17 protein-coding genes are annotated in these 22,236 nt (G+C 70.8%); 7 read left to right on the top strand and 10 right to left on the bottom strand.

Annotated elements, in window-relative coordinates; all coding sequences use genetic code 11:
- Positions 1-18: 18 nt before the first annotated feature.
- A complete protein-coding gene (locus AAME72_RS09575; protein ID WP_348790013.1) occupies positions 19-741 on the top strand; it encodes a hypothetical protein in 723 nt (240 codons plus the stop codon).
- 123 nt (positions 742-864) lie between these two features.
- Here the strand turns inward: AAME72_RS09575 and AAME72_RS09580 are convergent, their stop codons facing one another.
- From AAME72_RS09580 to AAME72_RS09605, 6 genes are all read right to left on the bottom strand, one after another.
- Complete coding sequence (locus tag AAME72_RS09580; RefSeq protein ID WP_348790014.1) at positions 865-2,259, bottom strand: APC family permease; 1,395 nt, start codon at positions 2,257-2,259, stop codon at positions 865-867.
- Positions 2,260-2,417: 158 nt separating this feature from the next.
- Positions 2,418-3,428 carry a PHP domain-containing protein gene (locus AAME72_RS09585; protein ID WP_348790015.1) on the bottom strand — a complete coding sequence of 337 codons (1,011 nt, stop codon included), beginning with the start codon at positions 3,426-3,428 and terminating at the stop codon, positions 2,418-2,420.
- A gap of 61 nt (positions 3,429-3,489) precedes the next feature.
- The gene (locus tag AAME72_RS09590; protein WP_348790016.1) at positions 3,490-4,041 is read right to left on the bottom strand and encodes a hypothetical protein; all 552 of its coding nucleotides are present in this window, start codon (positions 4,039-4,041) and stop codon (positions 3,490-3,492) included.
- Positions 4,038-5,927: a hypothetical protein gene (locus AAME72_RS09595; RefSeq protein ID WP_348790017.1), complete on the bottom strand. Its 1,890-nt coding sequence runs from the start codon at positions 5,925-5,927 to the stop codon at positions 4,038-4,040. The genes AAME72_RS09590 and AAME72_RS09595 overlap by 4 nt, the downstream gene beginning before the upstream one ends.
- A gap of 12 nt (positions 5,928-5,939) precedes the next feature.
- Complete coding sequence (locus tag AAME72_RS09600) at positions 5,940-6,209, bottom strand: hypothetical protein (protein WP_348790018.1); 270 nt, start codon at positions 6,207-6,209, stop codon at positions 5,940-5,942.
- A 24-nt stretch (positions 6,210-6,233) separates the two neighbouring features.
- A complete protein-coding gene (locus tag AAME72_RS09605; protein ID WP_348790019.1) occupies positions 6,234-6,527 on the bottom strand; it encodes a WXG100 family type VII secretion target in 294 nt (97 codons plus the stop codon).
- A 122-nt stretch (positions 6,528-6,649) separates the two neighbouring features.
- On the opposite strand from AAME72_RS09605, the gene AAME72_RS09610 reads away from it, so the two are divergent.
- Both AAME72_RS09610 and acs read left to right on the top strand, forming a co-directional pair.
- Positions 6,650-11,236, top strand: a complete 4,587-nt coding sequence (locus AAME72_RS09610; RefSeq protein WP_348790020.1) for an FtsK/SpoIIIE domain-containing protein — start codon at positions 6,650-6,652, stop codon at positions 11,234-11,236.
- Positions 11,237-11,325: 89 nt separating this feature from the next.
- Entirely contained in the window at positions 11,326-13,293 is a 1,968-nt protein-coding gene (gene acs, locus AAME72_RS09615; RefSeq protein ID WP_348790021.1) for an acetate--CoA ligase, read from the top strand.
- Here acs and AAME72_RS09620 read toward each other — a convergent pair.
- On the bottom strand, positions 13,290-13,763 hold the full coding sequence (locus AAME72_RS09620) for a helix-turn-helix domain-containing protein (protein ID WP_348790022.1): 474 nt from the start codon (positions 13,761-13,763) through the stop codon (positions 13,290-13,292). The two genes, acs and AAME72_RS09620, sit on opposite strands and share 4 nt — an antisense overlap.
- A gap of 78 nt (positions 13,764-13,841) precedes the next feature.
- On the opposite strand from AAME72_RS09620, the gene AAME72_RS09625 reads away from it, so the two are divergent.
- On the top strand, positions 13,842-15,011 hold the full coding sequence (locus AAME72_RS09625) for an MFS transporter (protein WP_348790023.1): 1,170 nt from the start codon (positions 13,842-13,844) through the stop codon (positions 15,009-15,011).
- Positions 15,012-15,262: 251 nt separating this feature from the next.
- Here AAME72_RS09625 and AAME72_RS09630 read toward each other — a convergent pair whose 3' ends face one another.
- Entirely contained in the window at positions 15,263-16,060 is a 798-nt protein-coding gene (locus AAME72_RS09630) for an FCD domain-containing protein (protein WP_348790024.1), read from the bottom strand.
- Positions 16,061-16,174: 114 nt separating this feature from the next.
- Here AAME72_RS09630 and AAME72_RS09635 point away from each other — a divergent pair, with 114 nt between their 5' ends.
- The 3 genes from AAME72_RS09635 to AAME72_RS09645 are packed head-to-tail and all read left to right on the top strand — an operon-like array spanning position 16,175 to position 19,265.
- Positions 16,175-17,071: a carbon-nitrogen hydrolase family protein gene (locus AAME72_RS09635; protein WP_348790025.1), complete on the top strand. Its 897-nt coding sequence runs from the start codon at positions 16,175-16,177 to the stop codon at positions 17,069-17,071.
- Between the two features lie 11 nt (positions 17,072-17,082).
- The gene (locus AAME72_RS09640; protein ID WP_348790026.1) at positions 17,083-18,483 is read left to right on the top strand and encodes an APC family permease; all 1,401 of its coding nucleotides are present in this window, start codon (positions 17,083-17,085) and stop codon (positions 18,481-18,483) included.
- A gap of 2 nt (positions 18,484-18,485) precedes the next feature.
- Positions 18,486-19,265 (top strand): carbon-nitrogen hydrolase family protein, encoded by a 780-nt coding sequence (locus AAME72_RS09645; RefSeq protein WP_348790027.1) that lies wholly within the window; start codon positions 18,486-18,488, stop codon positions 19,263-19,265.
- A gap of 12 nt (positions 19,266-19,277) precedes the next feature.
- Here the strand turns inward: AAME72_RS09645 and AAME72_RS09650 are convergent, their stop codons facing one another.
- Positions 19,278-20,129, bottom strand: a complete 852-nt coding sequence (locus AAME72_RS09650) for a serine/threonine-protein kinase (RefSeq protein WP_348790028.1) — start codon at positions 20,127-20,129, stop codon at positions 19,278-19,280.
- Positions 20,126-22,174, bottom strand: a complete 2,049-nt coding sequence (gene glgX / locus AAME72_RS09655; RefSeq protein WP_348790029.1) for a glycogen debranching protein GlgX — start codon at positions 22,172-22,174, stop codon at positions 20,126-20,128. The genes AAME72_RS09650 and glgX overlap by 4 nt, the downstream gene beginning before the upstream one ends.
- Positions 22,175-22,236 lie beyond the last annotated feature (62 nt).

A 22,236-nucleotide genomic window follows, 5' to 3' on the forward strand; every position in this document is an offset into this window, starting at 1 on the left:
TGGTACCCTCGGTCGGGTATGCAGTCGGCATCCACCACCCCCCGTGCTCACGGCCGCCGCTCGGCGGGCCGTCGCGCGGCCGTACCCGTCGTGGTGCTGAGGATGCCGCTCCACCAGCGGATGGGCGTCGCGCTCGCTGTGATCGCGCTCGTGTGCGGGTTCTCGATCGTCCCGACCGATTCGGCGCTCGCCGCATCCCTCGTGACCGCGCCGGACACCACGCTGGCGCCGGGCGAGAGGCCGCAGGACCAGCACCTGTTCACGGATGCCACGCTCGCCGCTCCCGTGGTGAACCGGGAGACGCTCGGGGCGACCGACAGCATCACCAGCCTCGCCAGGGTCGGCACCAACGAGTCATGGGCGAAGCTCGTCCTGATCTTCGGCGGCTGGCCGCAGACCGAGGAGAACGTGGCCGTCATGATGCGCTGGATGCGCCAGGAGAACGGCCCGCCGGACTGGTGGAACCGTAACAATCCTCTCAACAACGGCTACGGCTCCGGCGGCGGCGCCGGCCTCGGCAGCTACCCGGACCTCGTGACGGCGGCGAAGTACTGCGCGGAGAACCTGCAGCGCGGGTATCCGGGCATCGTCGCCGGCCTCCAGGCGGGGACCGACGCGAACGCCACGGCCGCCGCGATCTGGGCATCCCCGTGGGCGTCCAGCCACTACGCCAACGGCGCCCACTGGAGCACCCGCCCCGTCGAGGTCGTGCAGGCCCCGGCCTCCGCCTGGGGCGACTGACCGCATCCGCCCCCCCCGAGTGCGGCGCCGAAGGGCACGTCGTTGTCACTTTTCGTGCCCGCAAGTGACAACAACGTGCCCCTCGGCAGGGTCAACGTCTGAGGGCGGCGAGCCCGCGGGCGGCTACCGCGCCTCGGAGGGCGCGCCCTCTCGCGTGATGATGGCCGCGTCGCCGTCCTCGTCGAGGCGGGCGCGCAGCGGGCGCCGGAAGGCTCGGGTCAGCACGAGCAGCGTGATGATGCCGATCGTCAGCCAGATGATGCCGTAGGTTAGCGCATCCAGGTGCAGGTTCGCCCAGAGCACGCCGGTGAGCAGCATCCCGATCGCCGGGAGCACGATGTTCCGGATGATCTGCGACGCACCGCGGACCTCGCGCCGACGCAGCGCGAAGTGGATGATGACCGTCGCGTTCACCACCGTGAACGCGATGAGGGCGCCGAAGTTGATCATCGACGAGACGAACTCGAGTGTGAACGCGGCCGCCAGCAGCGACACCGCCCCCACCAGGAGCACAGCCGTCGCCGGCGTGCGGAACCGCGGGTGGATGAACGAAAGGAAGCGGGAGACGCGGCCGTTTCCGTTGCGCGCCATCACGTAGATCATGCGCGAGACGCTCGCGTGCGATGCGAGGCTCGACGCCACCGCCGCCGCGACGGCGGCCGAGATGAACAGGATCTGGAAGAGCAGTCCGCCGGTCTTCAGCGCGATCTCGGGCAGGGTGTCGTCGGTGAAGTGGAAGCCGGCCATGCTCGGGAACCGCGACTGCGCGAACCAGGCCGCGATGAAGAAGATCGCGCCGCCGATCATGAGCGCGAGCACGATGGCCCTCGGCACCGTGCGGGCGTCCTTGGCCTCCTCGGTGTACATGGTGATCGCGTCGAACCCGATGAACGAGAAGCAGACGACGGTCGCGCCGCCGATCACGGCGCCGAGGTGCACACCGGAGTGGTAGAGCGGCTGCAGGCTGAACGGCGTGCCGTTGCCCGACCCCGAGTTCAGGGCCGTCCAGGTCAGGACCACGAAGACCGCAATCAGCACGATCTGGAAGACGACGAGGATGCCGTTCACGCGCGAGGTCGATGACATGCTGAACAGGTTCATGGCGGTGATGACGACCACGTAGCCGACCACCCAGATCCAGCCCGGCACCTGCGGGAAGAACGACTCCAGGTACAGCCGGACGATCAGCGCGTTCACGAGGGGCAGCAGCAGGTAGTCGAGCAGCGACGACCAGCCGACCAGGAAGCCGACGTTCGGGTGGATGGTCTCCGACGCGTACGTGTACGCGGATCCGGCGGACGGGAACACCCGGGTCATGCGCCCGTAGCTCACCGCGGTGAACACCATGGCGACGAGCGCGACGAGGTAGGCGGCCGGGACGACGCCGTTCGTCTCTCCCGTGACGATGCCGAACGTGTCGAACACGGTCATGGGCGTCATGTAGCCGAGGCCGAGGCCGACGATCGCCCACAGGCCGAGGGACCGTCGCAGTGACGTTGGTGCGGGGGTGGGGGACACGCGAGCTCCTTCGCTCTAGTCGGGGACGAGTCATACTAAGCCCCTCGAAGTGCGAAATCCGAATCGAACGCAACGGATTACATAGCAGATTCGAAAGATTCACGCCGGAATGAGTGTCGAATCGGCGCTTTGACCTCCGTATCCGGAAGTTGGGGCCCTCAACCCTTCGCGAGCCACTTCCGCAGCCGCGGCAGCGGCCAGGTCGTGACGATCCGCTCCGGCGGAACGCCGTTCGCGGCGGCCCGCGCGGCTCCGTAGGCCAGGAAGTCGAGCTGGCCAGGCGCGTGCGCGTCGGTGTCGATCGAGAACAGGCAGCCCGCGTCCAGGGCGAGCCGGATCAGGTCGTCGGGCGGGTCCTGCCGCTCCGGTCGCGAGTTGATCTCGACCGCCACGTCGTTCTCGGCGCACGCGGCGAAGATCGCCTCCGCGTCGAACTCGCTCGGCGGCCGGGTGCCGCGCGACCCGGTGACGAGGCGTCCCGTGCAGTGCCCGAGCACGTTGGTGTGCGGGTCGCGGATGCCGCCGAGCATCCTGGCCGTCATCGTGCGGCTGTCCGAGCGCAGCTTGGAGTGGATGCTCGCCACCACCACGTCAAGCCGGCTAAGGAGCTCCGGCGTCTGGTCGAGCGTGCCGTCCTCGAGGATGTCCACCTCGATGCCCGTGAGCAGGGTCACCGGGCCGGTGTCGAGTCCGGCGATGACGTCCAGCTGCTCGGCGAGGCGTTCGGCGGAGAGCCCGCTCGCGACCGTGAGGTTGGGGGAGTGGTCGGTGATCGCCTGGTACTCGCGGCCGAGCGTCGCCGCCGCGGCGGCCATCGTCTCGATCGGCGTCGTGCCGTCCGACCATTCGGTGTGGCTGTGCAGGTCGCCGCGCAGCTGCGCCCGCAGCTCGGCGCCTCCCTTATCCAGCGGCTCGGCGTTGCGCTCGCGCAGGTCGGCCAGGTAGTCGGGCACCCGGCCGTCGACCGCCTGCGAGATCACCTGGAAGGTGCGGTCGCCGATGCCCTTGGTGCGCTTCAGCCGGCCGTCGGCGGCGCGGGCGGCCACCTCGTCCGCGTCGAGCGGCGCGATGATGGCGGCGGCCTTGCGGAAGGCCTGCACCTTGAAGGAGGGTGCGAGCTCCCGCTCCAGCCAGAAGGCGATCTCGTTCAGCGCTGCGACGGGGTCCATGCGTTCATGCTCCCACCGCGCCGCCGACACGGGCAGCACTCACGCATGTGGACCGCGCGGCTCAGAGGTCGGGGGTGGGTGTGGGCGGCGCGGGTTTGTCGGGGTCGGTTTCCGGTGTGAGGATCGTGAAGCCGATGGTTTGTGCGCGCGGTGGCGGGACCGTATAGGCCTCGACTCCGAGGAGGTAGCCCTCGCGCACGTAGTAGTGCTTGAAGCGGTCCTTGGCAGGTGGACGTTCGTGCTCTTTGTACCGTTTCCAGCCGTGGCTGTGCAGCCAGGGTTCCAGGTCATCGGCGACCTGGGTGGGGGTGCGCGGGCCGTCTGGGCGGAGGTCTATTAACTGCATCCAGTAGTAGTACTTGGGCCATTCCTCGTAGTAATCGCTGGCAATGGAGACGCCGCCGATGTTCTTCGTCACGGTTTCGATTTCTCCTTCGGGAACCTGGGCGAGGATTTCGGCTCCCCACCCGTCGGCGCGAACGATGAGCGCCGCGAGTTGTGCTTGCTGGTTGGCCACCTGTCTCGCCTCCTGTTCCGGGCTGAGCCCGCACCCGGAGAGCGTGCAGACCAGACCCACCAGGACCAGGCCGAACCCAAGGCGCCGTCGATTCATCCCCGCACCTCCGAGAGATCGAGCGGGGAAATCCGTTCGGCGGGCTTCTTCACGCCCGTGCCGGGCTCATCGATGGGGATTCCGTGCGGGCCGACCCTTTTGCTGTCCGGATGGTAGAGCGACACCGACTCGCCGGTGACCACCCCGACGATGTTCAGGAACGCGGTGCTGTCGGGGGTGAAGACGGCGCTGTGCGCTTCGATCCAGCCGGTGCTCTCGATCGTGCCCGATGCCGGGTCGCCGTCGCGCAGGTAGCCGGTCTCCAGCCGCACGACCCCGGGTGCGTTCAGCACGTTGGTCGTCCCGTGCCCGAGGCCGAACCCGGACAGCCCCTGGGTGGCTCCGATGAAGTCGTTGCGGGCTTGGACGGCGAAGTGCGGCTTGTCCTTCGTGTTCGGGAAGTCCTCCAGCCCGCTGGCGGTGTGGCCGAATCCGGCGGGCGCGACATACACGACCCGGTCGGCGCGCAGTCCGAGCCGCTCGGCGCCGCCGAGGATCGCCGCGCCGTAGCTGTGCGCGATCAGCACCAGGTCGGTCGTGCGCGGGAGCCGCAGACTGTTGGCGAACGAGGTCAGCCGCGGTGCGCCCACGTCTGCGAAGCCCCGCATCGCCGCCTCCAGCGCGTGCTCCCCGCCGGCGTCCGGCAGCGAGGCGCCGTGCCAGGTGAAGTATCCGGAGGTCGGACCGGACGCGGCGAACAGCCTCTTGGTGCGGTTGAGGTCGTCGCTGAGCGAGGCGAGCTTGGAGCCCGTCCCCGGCACCGAGATCGCCACGTTCGTCATCCAGGTGGGGATGTCCCCGGTGACCGGGTCGAGCATGCCCTGGAACGTGACCATGCTGTCCCATAGCGGGTTGAAAGCCACCAGAGTCGTCCCCTTCTGAACGACACGGCGGCCGTTCTCGTCGTAGACCACGTACTCGCCGAAGTCCGCCTCGCCGCGGTGCTTGTCGTTGCGGTCGCCGAGGATCGCGTCCAGGCTCGTGACCTCCTTCCGGAGCTCTGCGATCGTGTCGTCGAAGAGCCCGGCGGCGCCCGGCGTGTCCTGATAGAGGGTGAACGCGATGATCTGGCTCTCGACCTCGGCCCGGTACTCGCGGGCCGAGATCACATTTGCAGTGTTCCGGTCCCGCAGCGGGATGCCTTCCAGGTTCCCGATCAGCAGCGGGAAGTCCGTGATCAGCGCTTGCTGCTGGGCCGTTGTCAGCCGGTCCCATACCGCCCGGATCTTCCCCGGGTCCTTCAGCTTCGCCAAGGACAGCGCCGAGACGTCCTGCGTCGCCCCGTTCGGCAGCGGCGCTGCGACCGTGACCCCCTCCGAGACCGACGGTGGTTCCGGGAACGCGGCGCGAGCCGCCAGGTACCTGGCGCGCGAGGATGCGATCGCCGCCGCGGCGGCGGAGTCCGCGCCCGTGCGCTCCTCATCCAGCGCCTTCAGCCGCTGCAGAAGGTGGGCACGACGCTCCTCGACGCCGGCGACGGCCTGTACCAGCGCGCGCCGGACGGACGGTTCGCCCGGCGCATCCAACCCGTCGAAGCCGTCCAGCTTCGCCCGCGCCTTCGCCAGCTCGTCGTCCACACCGGCGAGCTCGTCTCTCGCCCGCTGTGCGCGGCGCTTCAGGTCCTCCATCTGCTGGCCGTACTTCGACAGCGCCTTCCCCCACGCCGCGTCGGCCGCCTGCACCACGTTCGCGGGCGCCGACGACGCCTGCATCCTCGTCGCAAGCCGCTGGACGGACACCGCGCTGCCCGACGACGACCCGAGCCCGGTCACCGCCTTGGCCAGATGCAGGTACACATCCGCGCCCACCGTCCGCGAGGACAGACCCGCCCCCAGCCCGCGCACGGTGTCCGCGCTGCCGGCCAGGGCCCGCTCACCCGCCGTCACACCCACCACCCCTCACCCCAGCGCTGTCCGCGATGCGACCTGGGCATCCAGCGCCTGGAACAGCGTGACCACGTCCGCGCACGCACGACCCTCAGCGCGCAGCACCGTGGCCAGCCGCGTCAGCACCTGCCTGCGGTCCCCGCTGCCGTCGGCGTGCGCTCCGTTCGGGCCCGACGCACCCGAGAGCAACACCGATGGAACGCCCTGCTCCCCGCTCACGGCAGACGCCGCAGAGAGCAGGCCCGACGCGGCACCCCGCAACCCGGCATAGTCGACCTTCATGTCCGCGCCGAACAGCCCGCGTCGTCAGTTGATCCGCGCAGCGATCTGCGCGTCGAGGTCGCGCATCGCGTTCGCTGTGCCGGTGAGGAACTGCTGAATGTCGTTCAGCTGGGCGATGAGGGTGTTCGCGCTGGTGGTGTACCTGCTGTACGCCTCATTGAACTTCCCGGACGCCTGATCGGTGACGAACCCCGACGTGACGAGGTTGCCGATCTGGGCCTGCATGCTCTGCAGTTTGGTCGTGATCTCCTCGCGACCCGCCCCGAGCTGGGAGGCAGCGGTCTCGATCTCCGCGTAGCTGACTTTGATATTCGACATCGAACGGCACCCTTCTTTCGGAATGTGTATTCGACGACCATAATATGAATTTCAGATACCGACAGCTCACATTTTTCAGCTGTGGATACTTCTGCCGTTGCGCGCACCGAGGGGAGGATCGGATGAAAGTGCGGGTATCGGTGATCGCGTACGTCGGCGCCCGGGCTCAGGCCCGCGATGCGACACTCACCTTCGATGCCACCTCCACGGTCGGAGAAGTCGCCCGGACGCTCGTTCGCGGCGGCGCCGGGGACCCACGGTTGCTGCCGTCGGCCGTCGAGAGGTTCGCGCCGCTGACGCTTCGGGTGCGGTATCCGGACGGCAGTGCACTGATCCTCGACGCCGGCGATGCGGCCGCTGAGTCCGGACTGATCGCCGGCGCGGAGGTCGAGCCCGTGTCGGAGGCGTCCCCTGGTCCGGGTCAGCGAGTCAAGCGGGCGGTCGGTACCGTCACGGTGCTCACCGGTCTGCAGGCGGGCGTGCAATTCCTGCTCGTCGGCGCGGAGACGGTGGTGGGGCGCGATCGCGGAAACCGGATCGAGCTGCATGATCCGGAGGTGTCCCGCCGGCACGCCGTGCTGCGGCGCGTCGGCGACGCGCTGCTGATTGAGGACCTCGCGTCGGCGAACGGGACGGCGATCGTCCGTGCGGACGGTAGCGAGCACCAGCAGCAGCTGATCCGGGTGACCAGGGCAGAGGTGGTCGCTTTCGGGCCGGTCCGGGTTCGCATCGACGTCGGGCTGCCGCCGGGGGCGGAACCGCGGACGCCGGGCGTCGGACGCTATCTTCAGTCCCCCCGTGTCGACCGCGTCTTCGCCCCCGAGCCGTTGGTGCTGCCCGGCCCGCCCGAGGCACAGGAGCCGGCTCGGTTCCCGCTGATCGCGATGGTGGCGCCGCTGCTGATGGGGGCGGTTCTGTACCTGACCACGAAGTCGCTGCTGAGCCTGCTCTTCGTCGGCCTCTCCCCGCTGATCATGGTCGGCTCGTGGTTGGACAACCGGCTGACCAGGCGCAAGACGACGCGGGCACGGCTGCAGGAGTTCGAGGACGGGCTCGCCGCAGCCGAGGATGAGCTGCAGGCCAATCTCGCCGGGGAGCGGGCGGCTCGCGAGGAGGAGACCCCGTCGGCCGCTGCGCTGGCCGCGCTTCCGGCCTCGGGGGCTCTGCGGCTCTGGTCGCGCCGTCCTGAGCATCGCGCGTTCCTCGAGCTGCGGCTGGGCGTCGCGACCCTGGAGAGCCGCAAGGCCGTGCAGCTGCCGGAGCGGGGGAACATCCCCGCCGAGCAGTGGCAGCAGCTCACGCGATTGCACGAGCGGTTCCGCCGCGTCCCCGGCGTTCCGCTGCTGGAGCGCCTGGATCGCTGCGGCTCCCTCGGGATCGCGGGCGAGCGGTTCTGGGCCGACGCCGCCGCTCGCGCCGTCCTGGTCCAGCTCCTGGCGCTGCACTCGCCCGCCGACCTCGTGCTCACGGCGTTCGCGCTCCCCGAGCAGGCCACGGGCGACTGGTCCTGGCTGAAGTGGCTGCCGCACGTCGACTCGGCCTACAGTCCGATCGCCGCGCCACACCTCGCCGCGGACGAGCGCAGCGCGAGCATGCTGCTGACGGCTCTGGAGGGTCTCCTCGCCCAGCGCGGCGCCGCAGCGCGCGGCGGCGCGGTGCGGTCCCGGATGACGGGCGATGCCTCGGCGGCTGCGGAACGCCTCGCACCGGCCGATGCTCGCCCGCACGTCCCGGCGGTCGTCGTCCTGGTGCTGGCGGGCGCGATCACCGATCTCGCCCGCTTGGTCGGGCTGGCGGAGGACGGTGCGGACGCGGGAGTGCACGTGATCTGGGTCGCGTCCGAACTGGCGGGGGTTCCGGCGGCGTGCCGGACGGTGGTCGAGGCGGATCCTGACGGAGGGCGCGTCCACCTCGTCCGGCAGGGTGAGCTCGCCGCTCTTTCGTCCGTGGAGGCCATCGACCTGCCCGCGACGATGACGTTCGCGCGACAACTCGCTCCCGTCATCGACGCGGGGGCACGGATCCTCGACGAGAGCGATCTGCCGCGAAGCGTCGCCCTCGCCCGGCTTGTGCCGGGCGACATCGTCGGCTCCAGCGAGACCATCCTGAACTCGTGGCGGCGCAGCGGCAGTCTCGTCTCCGAGTGGGTGGCCGGCGTCGAGCGCGAGCCGACGCGCCTGGCGGCGGTCGTCGGTCAGGGCGGTGACGGACCGGTGCGGATCGATCTGGGGACCCACGGCCCGCATGCGCTCGTCGGCGGCACGACGGGATCCGGCAAGTCGGAATTCTTGCAGACCTGGATCCTCTCGCTCGCGGCGACCATCTCGCCCGACCGGCTGACCTTCCTGCTCGTTGACTACAAGGGCGGCGCGGCTTTCGCCGACTGCGTCGGCCTTCCGCACACCGTCGGCCTGGTCACCGACCTCAACGCGCATCTGGTGCGCCGCGCACTCACGTCGCTGCGCGCCGAGCTCCGCTATCGGGAAGAGCTGCTGGCGGAGAAGGGCGCAAAAGACGTCGTCACGCTGGAGCGACGCGGCGACCCGGACACTCCTCCGTCGCTCGTGATCGTCATCGACGAGTTCGCGGCTCTCGTCAGCGAGATCCCGGAGTTCGTGGACGGGGTGATCGATGTCGGCCAGCGCGGCCGGTCGCTCGGGCTCCACCTGGTCATGGCCACCCAGCGCCCGGCCGGCGTGATCACGGACAACCTGCGGGCCAACACGAATCTGCGGGTCGCGTTGCGGATGGCCGACGAAGCGGACAGCGCCGATGTGATCGGCGTGCCGGACGCCGCCCACTTCGCTCCGGAGGTCCCCGGGCGTGCCGCGATCAAGGTCGGCGCCGGACGTCTGACCCACGTGCAGGCCGGGTATGTCGGCGGTCGATCCGATTCCGAGCACCGGGAATCCGTGGAGGTCAGGGACCTCGGGTTCGGCGAGCAGCCTCCCTGGCCCGTGCGTCCCGAGTCCGACCGGGGCTCGGGGAGCCGGCGGAAGGGACCGCGCGACATCGAAGTCGTCGCCCGAAACATCCGCCGCGCCGCCGCGGCTGCGGGCACGAGAGCGCCCAGACGACCGTGGGTGGACCAGCTGCCCGCGGTGCTGCCGCTTGCTTCGCCGGTGCTGGCCGCCTCGGCGCCGACCGAGCGCCCGCCCGGGATCGTCGTGGGCCTGGTGGATGAACCGCACCGGCAACGGCGATCGCCCTATGTCATCCGGCTCCCCGAGGTCGGGAACGCCGCCGTCTTCGGCGCCCCGGGAAGCGGCAAGACCACCTCGCTCCTGACCATGACGGCAGCGGCGGTGGCCGCGGACGCGCGCACGCAGGTCTACGGCATCGATGCCGCAGGCGGGCATCTGGTCGCGCTCAGCGTCCTGCCGAGCACCGGCGACATCGTCCCGGGGGACGACCGCGACCGCGTCGTCCGGCTCGTCGGGATGATCAGGAACCTGATCGCCGAGCGGGCGGGGGCGCGCGAAGAGGTGCCGCCCGTGCTGCTCCTGGTGGACGGGCTGGCCGCCTTCCGCGACGCCTACGAGCATCGCGGGCGTGGGGCCGACCCGTTCGCCGACCTCGTCGAGATCGCCGCCGGCGGGCGCAACGCCGGTGTCCACCTTCTCGTCAGCGCCGAACGGACGGGAGCCCTCACCACTGCCCTCTCCGCCAGCATCCCCGAACGCCTCGCCCTGCGCCTGACCGCCGACAGCGACTACCAGTACCTCGGGATCGCAGGGGACGCGCTCAGAGACGCCGGCCCCGGCAGGGCGCTGCGCATCGGCAGCGGCCAGGAGATCCAGGTCGCCGTCCCCGGTGAAGGTGCCGACCCCGCCGACACCGACGCGGCGCTCGCCGCGCTCGCCGCGACGCAGCGAGCACGCGGGATCCCTTCGCCCCCGGCTGTCCCCGCCGTCCCCGCCGCCCTGCCCCGATCGGCCCTCGTGCCGACCAGGCACGCTCCGGCGCCGTTCGCCATCGACACCGTCGCTCTCGCACCGGTCACGGCGCCGGAGGACGGTCTGCTGCTCGTGACCGGACCGGCCGGCTCCGGACGCACCACCGCGATCCGCTCCCTCCTCGAAGCTCTGGGGGAACGTCCGGAGGGACGACCGATCGACGCCATTCTGATCGCGCCTCGTCCGTCGGTGCTGCGCGACCTGCCGATCTGGAGCGAGGTCGCCGACACCGCCGACGCCCGCGGCACCACCATCGGCCGGCTCGTCCGCGCCCTCGGTGGAACGACCTCCGCGCCCGCGACGGCTCTTCCGGTGCCCGCCTTCGAGCCCGTCGGCACGGCGCCCGGCGACCCGCCGGCCGCGGACGCCGATCCGGACCCCGCCGATCCGGACCCCGCCGGCTTCCCGTCCGCCGGAAAGCGGGGGATCGTCGTGGTCGAGGACATCGGCGGCTTCGACGGCTCCGGCGACGAGCACGCGCTCGCCGCCCTCCTGAAGCTCCTCCGTCGCAGCGACCACACGACCATCGTCGAAGGCGAGAACGCCACTCTGGGCGCGGTGTGGGAGCTCGCCGGCCCGTTGCGCGGAGCCCGCTGGGCGCTGGCCCTCCAACCCGATGCGAACGACGTCCCGAGCCTCTTCACCGTGTCCTTCGCTCACGCCGTGCGCGCCGACCATCCTCCCGGACGCGGTTTCCTCGTCGAGAACGGACGTCTTACCGGTGTTCACATCGCGCTTCCGGACGCGCTCTGAGGCACCGGCGGGGCTCCGCCCCGACGGCCCGTTACGGTTCGTTTCAGCGGGACCGGCCCCTCCCGGCGGGGCGCCGTTACCGTCGAGAGGTGAGCACGCCCATCGACACCCTCGGCCGCGAGTCCCGGCTGTTCCCGCCGCCGGAAGCGTTCGCCGCTCGCGCGAACGTGCGCGAGGAGGTCTTCGCCGAGGCGGCCGGCGACCCGGTCGCGTTCTGGGAGAGCCAGGCCGAGCGCCTGCACTGGGACGAGCGCTGGCACACCGCGCACACCTGGGAGCCCGCGCGGCCCGGCAAGGACGGCGAGCTGAGCGTCCCGAGGGCCGAGTGGTTCGCGGGCGGTCGCCTGAACGCCGCCGTCAACTGCGTCGACCGGCACGTGGATGCGGGGAACGGTGACCGCGTCGCGCTGCACTTCGTCGGCGAGCCCGGCGACACCGAGACCATCACCTACCGGGAGCTGCAGCGTCGCGTGGCGCAGGCGGCGAACGCCCTCACGGCGCTCGGCGTCGGGAAGGGCGACCGGGTCGTCGTCTACCTGCCGGTCATCCCGGAGACCGTGGTCATCACCCTGGCGATCGCGCGCGTGGGCGCCATCCACTCGCTCGTCTTCGGCGGGTTCTCCGCCGAGGCGCTGCGGTTCCGCGTGGAGGACACCGGTGCGAAACTGCTGGTCACCTCCGACGGCCAGTTCCGCCGTGGGGCGGCCGTCCCGGTCAAGGCGAACGCGGACGCCGCCGTCGCGGGCGACAACGCGATCGAGCACGTGCTGGTGGTGCGGCGGACGGGCGAGCTGACGCCGGACATCCCGTGGACCGCCGGCCGCGACCTGTGGTGGCACGAGACGGTGGAGACCGCGTCCGAGACCCACGTCGCGGAGGCGTTCGACGCCGAGACGCCGCTGTTCATCATTTACACCTCGGGCACCACCGGCCGCCCGAAGGGCGTCGTGCACACCACCGGCGGCTACCTCACGCAGGCGTCGTGGAGCCACTGGGCACTGTTCGACGCCAAGGACGACGACGTGTACTGGTGCACCGCCGACCTCGCCTGGGTGACCGCGCACACGTACGTGCTCTACGGACCGCTGTCGAACGGCGCCACCTCGGTGATCTACGAGGGGACGCCGAACACGCCGCATCCCGGCAGGCACTTCGAGATCATCGAGCGCTACGGGGTCACCACCTACTACACCGCCCCGACGCTGATCCGCACGTTCATGTCCTGGTTCCCGGAGGGAATCGACGGCTGGGATCTCTCCAGCATCCGGCTGCTCGGGACCGTCGGCGAGGCGATCAACCCGGAGGTCTGGGTGTGGTTCCGCGAGCAGCTCGGAGCCGGCACCGCTCCGGTGGTGGACACCTGGTGGCAGTCGGAGTCGGGCGCTGCGATCGTCGCGCCGCTGCCCGGCGTCACGCCGCTGAAGCCCGGGTCGGCCACTCTCGCGGTGCCCGGCGTGACGGTGCGGGTCGTGGACGAGCGCGGTGAGGATGTGCCGCGTGGCTCCGGCGGCTCCATCGTCATCGACGGCACCTGGCCGGCGATGTCCCGCACGGTGTGGGGCGACCCCGAGCGCTATCGCGACTCGTATTGGCGTGCCTACGCGGACCGCGGCTACTTCCTCGCGGGCGACGGCGCGGCGGTGGACGAGGACGGCTACCTCTGGCTGCTCGGCCGGCTGGACGACGTGATCAACGTCTCGGGGCACCGGCTCTCCACGATCGAGATCGAGTCTGCGCTGGTCGCGCATCCGGCCGTGGCGGAGGCGGCGGTCGTCGGGGTCGCGGACGGGACGACCGGTCAGGCGGTGGCGGCGTTCGTCATCCCGGCGGGCTCCGCGCCGTCGGAGGCGGCGCTGCGGGACCAGGTCGCGACGGCGATCGGCGCCATCGCGAAGCCCCGTCACATCGTCGTCGTTGACGACCTGCCGAAGACGCGGTCCGGCAAGATCATGCGCAGGCTGCTGGTCGACCTGTTCGACGGCCGCCCGCTCGGCGACACGACGTCGCTGCAGGACGAGACGGTCCCCGGCCGCATCGCCGCGCTGCTGCGGGGCTAGGCGTCCGCGTCCCCGCCGCTGCGGGGAAGGTGCACGACCCGGGTGTTCCGGCTGGTGAGGGGCGTGCCGTCAGGCCCGAGCGGGATCGCGCGAGGAACGAGCGCGCCGGTGTCGTCGACGAGCGTCGAGTGAGCCTCGCCGGGGGCGAACGTGTGGCGTTCCCCCCATTGGCGGAACGCGAGGATGACCGGGAAGAGCTCGTGCCCGGCCTCGGTGAGCCGGTAGACCTTGCGCTTGCCGTGCGGACTGTCGATCCGCTCGATCACGCCGTGCGCGGCGAGCCTGCGCAGCCGCTCGGCAAGGATGTTGCGGGCGATTCCGGTGCGCTGCTGGAAGTCGGTGAAGCTGCGCGCGCCGTCCATCGCATCCCGGACGATCAGCAGGCTCCAGCGATCACCGAGCAGGTCGACCGATCGCGCGACGGGGCACTCCGCGTCGGTCCAGTGTCCGCCTTCGTTCGTCGCCGGCATGGCTCTCCTCAAGAGTTGCGATCTGAAACTATTCTGCCATACGTTGTCGGTAGCAATTTGCAACCGAATGGAGAGATCGTGGTTCGAGGACTGTACGTGCTGCTGGCCGCCGTCTGTGCTGTCGCGGTGTCCGCCGTCTACGCGGCGCAGCCGATCCTCGGCGAAGCAGGCCGCGATCTGGGAATCGCACCCGACGCGTACGGCTGGCTCGTCTCGGTGGGCCAGTTCGGCTATCTGGTCGGCCTCGTCTTCCTGGTCCCTCTCGGCGATCTGCTCGACCGGAGGCGGCTCATCACCGTGCACCTGATCGTCGTGGCCGTCGGTCTCGGCGCGGTCGCGACGGCGCCGGAAGCCCCGATGGCGTTCGCGGGCCTCGCGACCGCAGGGCTGTTCGCGGTCGCCGTCCAGACCACCGTCGCCTATGCCGCTGCCGTCGCCCAGCCGCAGGAGCGCGGCCGGAGGCTGGGATTCGTGACGTCGGGGATCGTGGTCGGCATCCTCGGCTCGCGCCTGCTCGCGGGAGCGTTGACGGAGTTGTGGGGATGGCGCAGCGTCTACCTCGTCCTCGCCGCTCTCGCCGTGGTCCTGGCGATCGCCTCACGGATCCTGCTTCCCGTGGACGTCCGATCGTCTGCGGGGCGATACCAAGACCTGCTGCGCGACGGCCTCCGCTCCTTCGCCGATCCGGTCTTCCTGAGTCGCGGGGTCATCGCGTTCTTCCTGTTCGCGTCGTTCGGGACCCTGTGGAGCGGGATCGCGCTGCCCCTCTCGGCTGCGCCCTGGCGGCTCTCGGAGACCCAGGTCGGTCTGTTCGGGCTCGCGGCCCTCGCGGGCGCGCTGGCGGCCGGGCGGGCGGGTCGATGGGCCGACGCGGGACGTGGGAACGCGGTAACGGGTATCGCTCTAGCGGCCCTGATGGTCTCGTGGGTGCTGCTCGGGCAACTCCGGTGGACGCTGCTGCTGCCGGTCCTGGGGGTGATCGTGCTCGATTTCGCCGTTCAGGCCGTCCATGTCAGCAATCAGCACATCCTGACGGAGCTCCGTCCCGGCCGGATCTCCACCGCGATCGGCGGCTACATGGTCTTCTACTCGCTCGGTTCCGCGGTCGGTGCGGCCGCGACGACCGGCATCTACAGCGCGGTCGGGTGGGCCGGATCCGCCGTGCTCGGCATCGCGTTCGCCGGAGCCGCACTGCTCACCTGGGCGATCGGAGTGCCCGTCGTGCGCGCCCTCCGGCCGGGGGACTGATGCCGGGCCCGGCTCAGGCGACCGCGCGGCTGGACGCCAGGACCGCATCCCGGAACACCGGCGTCAGCTCCGCCGCGGTGGGTCGCGCCTCCGGCTGCCGGTCCGTCATCGCCCGGAGGAGCGCCGAAGACGCGGTCCGGCAAGATCGTGCGCAGGCTGCTGGTCGACCTGTTCGACGGCCGCCCGCTGGGCGACACGACGTCGCTGCAGGACGAGACGGTGCCCGGCCGCATCGCCGCGCAGCTGCGGGGCTAGGCGTCGGCGTCCTGCTGCAGGCCGACGAACATCGTCTCGTGCAGCACCGCGACGTGCCTCTCGGCGATCGCCACCGCCGTCTCGGGGTCGCCGGCGCGGATCGCGGCCGCGAGCGCCGCGTGCTCCTCGTTGACCTCGTGCAGGTAGGCGATGGGGTACGGGATGAAATACTGGTAGAGTCGGCGCAGGGTCTCCTCGTAGACGCCGAGCAGTCCCGGGCGGCCGGCGGCGCGCGCGACTGCGAGGTGGAAGCGCTCGTCGGCCGCGTGGTAGTCGGTCCAGTTCTGCGCAGCTGACGCGTCGGCGACGGCCGTGTCGATGTCGTCGAGGACCGAGGCCGCCGCGCCCGCGGCGACGCCGGCGCCAGCGCCCCCGCCTGCGGCGACCGCGGCGAAGTGCGTCAGGCTGGTCTCGGCGAGCAGCCGTTGGTCGATGAGCCGATGCACGGCCTCGGCGTCGGCGCGGTAGGTCTGCACGGCCCCGCGCGCGGCGGCCGGGGCCTCGTCCGCGACGAAGGTTCCGCCGGACCGGCCGCGCACCCGGCGCAGCAGTCCCTCCTCGGCGAGCGACTTCACGGCCCGGCGCGCGGTGATCTCGCTGACGTCGAGGGCGGCCGCGACGTCGGCGTCCGACGGCAGCTGCTCTCCGGGGGCGAGCAAGCGCAGCTCCACGGCCAGTGCGATGCGGGCGCGCACCGTGTCGACCGCGGACAGCCGCGTGATCCCCGCGACGGCGGGGCCGGTGAGGGCCGGCACGGCGGCGTGCGTACGGGGGCCCGGGGTGTCGCCGGTCATGGGCTCCAGCTTAGGGATGACCACCGGGCTGGACAAATCCGATCATAATGATCTATTTTGTTTCCCAGTCTTCATCAGCTGTCTTCATCCACCGACCAATGGAGGTCCCAGACCATGCCGGGCACGCTCACCGTCGCCGCCGTCCAGGCCGGCCCGCAGCCGATCGGCGCGGACCTCGCACCATACGCGGACGCCGTCGCCCGGCACGCCGCCGACGGCGCCCGACTCGTCGTCCACCCCGAACTGCACCTGTTCGGGGCAGACCACCTGCCCGAGGCCGAGCGCACGGACGCGCTGCTCGCCTCCGCTGTGCCGCTCGACGGCGACCTCGTCCGCGACCTCGGCGCCATCGCCAGGGAGTCCGGAGTCTGGCTGGTGCCCGGCAGCGTCTGCGAGCGCGGACCGGCGGGCGAGCTGTTCAACACCGCGCTCGCCATCGCGCCGGATGGCAGCGTCGCGGCGAGCTACCGCAAGATCTTCCCCTGGCGGCCGTTCGAGCCGTACGTCCCCGGCGACCGCTTCGTCGTATTCGACCTCGACGGCAGCACCATCGGCCTGGACATCTGCTACGACGCCTGGTTTCCCGAGGTCAGCAGGCACCTGGCCTGGATGGGCGCGGAGGCGATCGTCAACGTGGTCAAGACCACGACCCCGGACCGCGAGCAGGAGGTGGTGCTCGCGCGCGCCAACTCCATCGCCAACCAGGTCTTCACCGTGAGTGTCAACACCGGCGGCCCCGTCGGCCGTGGCCGCTCGCTCGTCGTCGACCCGGAGGGCGCGGTGCTGGCCGAATCCCCCGGCGACGAGGAGACCGTCCTCAGCACGTCCATCGACCTCGACCACGTCGCCCGCGTCCGCGAGCACGGCACCGCCGGTGTCAACAGGATGTGGTCGCAGTTCCGCCCCGGCGACGCGGAGATCCCGCTCCCGCTGTACGGCGGCCGCATCGACCCGGCCTCCTGGGCGCCGCACGCACCGAGCACCACCTCCCCCCGTCAGCCTCTCCTGTGAAGGATCCCGGCATGTCCACTGCTCGACCCTCCTCCGCCGTACAGCCCGCGCTGGCGCGCACGCTCCGCCTGCCGTCACTCGTGCTCTTCGGCCTTGCCTACATGACCCCGCTCATCGTCCTCGGCATCTTCGGCGTCGTCGCAGAGACCACCGGTGGCGCCAGCGCGTCCGCCTACCTCGTCGCTCTCGTCGCGATGCTGTTCACCGCGTCCAGCTACGGCAGAATGGCCGCCGCCTATCCGGTCGCCGGTTCGGCGTACACGTATGTGCGCCGCACCATCGACCCGCGGGTCGGCTTCCTGGTCGGCTGGGCCGTGCTGCTCGACTACCTCTTCCTGCCGATGGTGATCTGGCTGATCGGCGCCGCCTATCTGGAGGCGCAGTTCCCCGGCGTCCCCGGCTGGCTCTGGATCCTCGGTTTCATCGTGGTGACGACCCTGCTCAACATCCTCGGCATCAAGGTGGCCGACCGCGCCAACTACATCCTGATGGCGTTCCAGGTGCTCGTGATCCTGGTCTTCGTCGGGCTCTCCATCGGCTCGGTCGTCGCGAACCAGGGCGCGGGCGGCCTGGTGTCGGCCGGTCCGTTCCTGAACCCGACGGCCACCTTCCAGGGTGTGACCGCCGGCGCGGCGATCGCCGCGTACTCGTTCCTCGGCTTCGACGCCGTCACCACCTTCACGGAGGAGACCATCGAGCCCCGGAAGACGGTGCCCCGCGCGATCCTGCTCATCGCGCTGATCGGCGGCCTGGTGTTCGTGCTGGTGTCGTACACCACCCAGCTGGTGCACCCGGGAGGCGCGTTCCACGACGCATCGTCCGCCGCGTTCGACATCGCCATCACGATCGGCGGCAACGTGTTCGGAGCCATCTTCATCGCCGGCCTCGTCGTCGCCCAGTTCGCGTCCGGACTCGCCGCGCAGGCGTCCGCAGCCCGGCTGATGTTCGCGATGGGCCGCGACGGCGCCCTGCCGCGCAACGTCTTCGGCGAGATCAGCCGGCGGTTCCGCTCGCCGGTCGTGAACCTGGTGATCATCGGCGTCGTCGGGCTCGTCGCGATGTTCCTGGACGTCGCAACCTCCACGTCGTTCATCAACTTCGGCGCGTTCGTGGCATTCACGATGGTCAACGTGTCGGTCATCGTCTACTTCTTCCGGCAGCGGAGGGAGGGGAACCGGCTGAACGTCATCCCTTACGTGGTCGTCCCTGCCATCGGCGCCGTCGTCACCGGCTACCTGCTGACCCGGCTGGACATCAACGCGATCGTGCTCGGCCTCAGCTGGCTGGTCGTCGGCGTGATCGTGCTCGCGATCGTCACCCGCGGCTTCCGGCAGCTCCCGCCCGAGATTGCCTACGACGAGGCGGACAGCGGGGAGTCGGTCCGCGCGGAGGCCCCGGCGGCCAGGGACTAGGGATGCGCCTCGCGCTCGGGCAGCTCGCGTCCACGGACGATGTCGCCGGCAACCTGCGGGCCGTCGGCGACGCCGTCGCGCGCGCGGCGGACGCCGGGGCCGACCTGCTCCTGCTGCCCGAGTACACGATGTACGAGAAGAAGATGGTGGATGCGACCTTCGGCGACGCCGCCGAGCCGCTCGACGGCCCGTTCTGCTCCGCCGTCGCCGCGCTCGCGGCCGAGCACGACGTCGCCGTCGTCGCCGGTGTCGTCGAACGCGCCGCAGGCGGCGGCAGGCCGTTCAACACGCTGGCGGCGTTCGGGAGCGATGGCGCGCTGCTCGCGCGGTACCGCAAGATCCACCTGTTCGACTCGTACGGGTTCCGGGAATCCGAGTGGATCGCGCCCGCGCCCGATCCGGAGGCCGTCGTCTTCCGAGCGGGCGGGATGGTCGTCGGCTTGATGACCTGCTACGACCTGCGCTTCCCGGAGCTCGGCCGTGCCCTCGCCGACGCCGGCACCGAGCTGATCGCGTGCTGCTCGTCATGGGTGCCCGGCCCGCAGAAGGCCGAGCAGTGGCGGGTGCTCGCGCAGGCCAGGGCCATCGAGAACGGCTGCTGGACGGCCGCCGTCTCCCAGGCCGAGCCGATCTCGATCGGCCGGAGCATCCTCACCGGGCCGCAGGGCGAGACCGTCGCGGAGGCGGGCGCCGCGCCGCAGCTCCTTGTTGCCGACATCGACCCGGCGGAGGTCGCCGCGGCGCGCGACCGGGATCCGGCGCTTCGCCTGCGGAGACTCTGAGCAGGGCCCGGCTCAGGCGACCGCGCGGCTGGACGCCAGGACCGCATCCCGGAACACCGGCGTCAGCTCCGCCGCGGTGGGTCGCGCCTCCGGCTGCCGGTCCGTCATCGCCCGGAGGAGCGCCGTCCAGTCGTCCGGCAGGTCGTCTGGGATCGCCGGGTCGGCCGTGAGCCGCGCGAGCGCGGACTCGACCGCGCCGCCCGGGAACGCGACCGTGCGGGTGAAGCACTCGAGGAGCACGAGGCCGAGCGAGTAGATGTCGCTCGCGGCGGTGGCCGGCCGGCGCGAGGCCTGCTCGGGGCTGAGGTAGGCGGCGGTTCCGGTGGTCTTGCCCTCCTCCTCGTCGTGGGAGGAAGCGACGACGCCGCCAGCGATGCCGAAGTCGGTGAGCCGGGCGCGCGCCCGGAAGGTGGTGGTCCCGTAGCTCACCAGCATCACGTTGGACGGCTTGATGTCGCGGTGGATGACGCCGTTCGCGTGCACGTACTCGAGCGCCTCGGCGATGTCGTAGCCGATCTCGGCGATCTCGTCCGTGCGCAGCTCGCGCTGCGACAGTGTGTCGGCGAGGTCGGTCCCCGCGACGAGCTCCATCACGAGGAACGGCCGCGGGTCCTCCGGCGCCGAGTAGTCGATCCCGGCGTCGATCAGCGAGACGATTCCGTGATGGCTGAGTCGCGCGAGCGCGGTCTGCTCGGTGCGGTACTGCGCCATCTCCTCCTCGCCGCCGGATCGGTAGAGCTTGATCGCGACCTCGCGGTCGAGGATCTCGTCCGTCGCGCGGAAGACGCTCGCCTCGCCGCCCTTGCCGACGAGCGTCTGCGGGCGGTACCGGCCGAGCAGCGCGGGGATCCCCGGGGCGCTCATCGGCCGTCGACCTTCGCAGCGGAGCGCAGCAGGGCGAACGAGGTCTCGCCGACGATGACGCTGTCACCGTCGTTCAGCGCCAGCTCGGGGTCGCTGGAGAGCTCCAGCTCCCAGTGCGCCCCCGGAGGATCCGGCAGGGCGAACTCGACGCCGTTGGCCGCCGCGTTGAGGATGAGCAGGAACGAGTCCGCGCCCTCGTGGCAGAGCTCGAACGCGATCGACCGGGCCTCCGGGTCGTCCCAGTCGTCGTCGGCGAACGGCTCGCCGTCGGCGCGGAGGATGCACACGGTGTCCGGGCCGCCCACCTCCGGCGCGTGCCGGTACCACTCGGGGCGCAGCGCCGGCTCGGTCCGGCGGAGACGGATGAGCCGCTTGGTGAACTCGTGCAGCTCCCCGTCCGCGTTCTCCCAGTCGAACCACGAGATCTCGTTGTCCTGGCAGTAGGCGTTGTTGTTGCCCTGCTGGGTGCGTGCGATCTCGTCGCCGCCGAGGATCATCGGGACGCCCGCCGACAGCAGCACGGTCGCCAGCATGTTCTTCCGCTGTCGGGTGCGCACGGCGTTGATGGCGGGGTCGTCGGTGGGACCCTCCACGCCATAGTTGCGGGAGCGGTTGTCCGACTCGCCGTCGTTGTTGTCCTCGCCGTTCGCCTCGTTGTGCTTCTCGTCGTAGCTGGTGAGGTCGGCGAGGGTGAAGCCGTCGTGCGCCGTCACGAAGTTGACGCTCGACAGGGGAGCGCGGCGCGAGTCCTCGTAGATGTCCGGGCTGCCGAGCACGCGCTGCGAGAGGGTCGCGAGCATCCCCTCGGTGCCGCGCCAGAAGTCGCGGACGTCGTCGCGGAACCGGCCGTTCCACTCCGACCAGTCGGCGGGGAACCCGCCCAGCTGGTAGCCGGCGACATCCCACGGCTCGGCGATCAGCTTCACGCTGGCCAGGGTGGGGTCCTGCTGGATGAGCGTCAGGAACGCGCTGTGCAGACTGGCGTCGCCGCCCTGCCGGGTCAGCGTCGTCGCCAGGTCGAAGCGGAAGCCGTCGACGTGCATCTCGGTGACCCAGTAGCGCAGCGAGTCCATGATCAGCTGCAGTGCGGCCGGGTGGCTGACGTTGACGCTGTTGCCCGTGCCGGTGGTGTCGAAGTAGTGCGCCTCGTCGCCCTCCACCAGCCGGTAGTAGGAGGGGTTGTCGATGCCCTTGAAGCTCAGCGTGGGCCCCAGGTCGTTGCCCTCGGCGGTGTGGTTGTAGACGACATCGAGGATGACCTCGATGCCGGCCTTGTGCAGCGCCTTGACCATGCCCTTGAACTCGTCGACCTGTCCGCGGTCGCCGGTCGCGGCGTACTCGTTGTGCGGGGCGAAGAAGCCGATGCTGTTGTAGCCCCAGTAGTTGCGGAGGCCCTTCTCGAGCAGATGCGAGTCCTGCAGGAACTGCTGAACGGGGAGCAGCTCGACCGCGGTCACGCCGAGATCGGTGAGGTACTCGATCGCGGCCGTGTTCGCCAGGCCGGCGTAGGTGCCGCGGAGATCCTCCGGCACCTTCTCCATCAGCTTCGTGAAGCCCTTCACGTGCATCTCGTAGATGACCGTCTCCGCCAGCGGCGTGCTGGGGCGCTCGTGGTCGCCCCAGTCGAACGCCCTGTTGTCGGTGACGATGCCGAGCGCGACGTGACCGGCGCCGTCGGTGTCGTCTCGCTCCTCCGGGGCATCGAGCGTGTGGCCGAACACCGCCTGTCCCATGTCGAAGGCGCCGCTGATCGCCTGAGCGTGCGGCTCGAGCAGCACCTTCGCGGGGGAGAACCGCAGCCCGTTCTCCGGGTCCCACGGCCCGTCGACGCGCAGGCCGTAGCGGTCGCCGGGGGCCATGCCGGGCACCACGCCGTGGAAGACGTGTCCCGTCCGCTCGGTGAGCTCGACCTGCCGCTCGGCGCCGTCCTCGGCGAACAGGCAGACGGTGACCCGGTCGGCGCGCTCGCTGTAGACGGCGACGTTCGCGCCGCCATCGACAAGCGTCACGCCGAGAGGATAGGGGAGTGTGCGCGTGCCGCTCACCGGGCGTCTCCGGTGCGCGCGGGGCGGGGGCAGGGCTCGGTCACGGTGCCTCCATTGTCGGT

Origin of the sequence: Leifsonia sp. NPDC080035 (genome assembly GCF_040050925.1) — a bacterium.
In the GTDB taxonomy this organism is placed as follows: Bacteria; Actinomycetota; Actinomycetes; order Actinomycetales; family Microbacteriaceae; genus Leifsonia.

Excerpts from the sequence above, each read along its gene's own strand:
- AAME72_RS09640 (WP_348790026.1), top strand. The coding sequence starts at position 17,083 with ATGTCCACTGCTCGACCCTCCTCCGCCGTACAGCCCGCGCTGGCGCGC.
- AAME72_RS09635 (WP_348790025.1), top strand. The coding sequence starts at position 16,175 with ATGCCGGGCACGCTCACCGTCGCCGCCGTCCAGGCCGGCCCGCAGCCG.
- AAME72_RS09650 (WP_348790028.1), bottom strand. The coding sequence starts at position 20,129 with ATGAGCGCCCCGGGGATCCCCGCGCTGCTCGGCCGGTACCGCCCGCAG.
- AAME72_RS09585 (WP_348790015.1), bottom strand. The coding sequence starts at position 3,428 with ATGGACCCCGTCGCAGCGCTGAACGAGATCGCCTTCTGGCTGGAGCGG.
- AAME72_RS09630 (WP_348790024.1), bottom strand. The coding sequence starts at position 16,060 with ATGACCGGCGACACCCCGGGCCCCCGTACGCACGCCGCCGTGCCGGCC.
- AAME72_RS09575 (WP_348790013.1), top strand. The coding sequence starts at position 19 with ATGCAGTCGGCATCCACCACCCCCCGTGCTCACGGCCGCCGCTCGGCG.
- AAME72_RS09620 (WP_348790022.1), bottom strand. The coding sequence starts at position 13,763 with ATGCCGGCGACGAACGAAGGCGGACACTGGACCGACGCGGAGTGCCCC.
- AAME72_RS09610 (WP_348790020.1), top strand. The coding sequence starts at position 6,650 with ATGAAAGTGCGGGTATCGGTGATCGCGTACGTCGGCGCCCGGGCTCAG.
- AAME72_RS09600 (WP_348790018.1), bottom strand. The coding sequence starts at position 6,209 with ATGAAGGTCGACTATGCCGGGTTGCGGGGTGCCGCGTCGGGCCTGCTC.
- AAME72_RS09645 (WP_348790027.1), top strand. The coding sequence starts at position 18,486 with ATGCGCCTCGCGCTCGGGCAGCTCGCGTCCACGGACGATGTCGCCGGC.
- AAME72_RS09605 (WP_348790019.1), bottom strand. The coding sequence starts at position 6,527 with ATGTCGAATATCAAAGTCAGCTACGCGGAGATCGAGACCGCTGCCTCC.
- AAME72_RS09590 (WP_348790016.1), bottom strand. The coding sequence starts at position 4,041 with ATGAATCGACGGCGCCTTGGGTTCGGCCTGGTCCTGGTGGGTCTGGTC.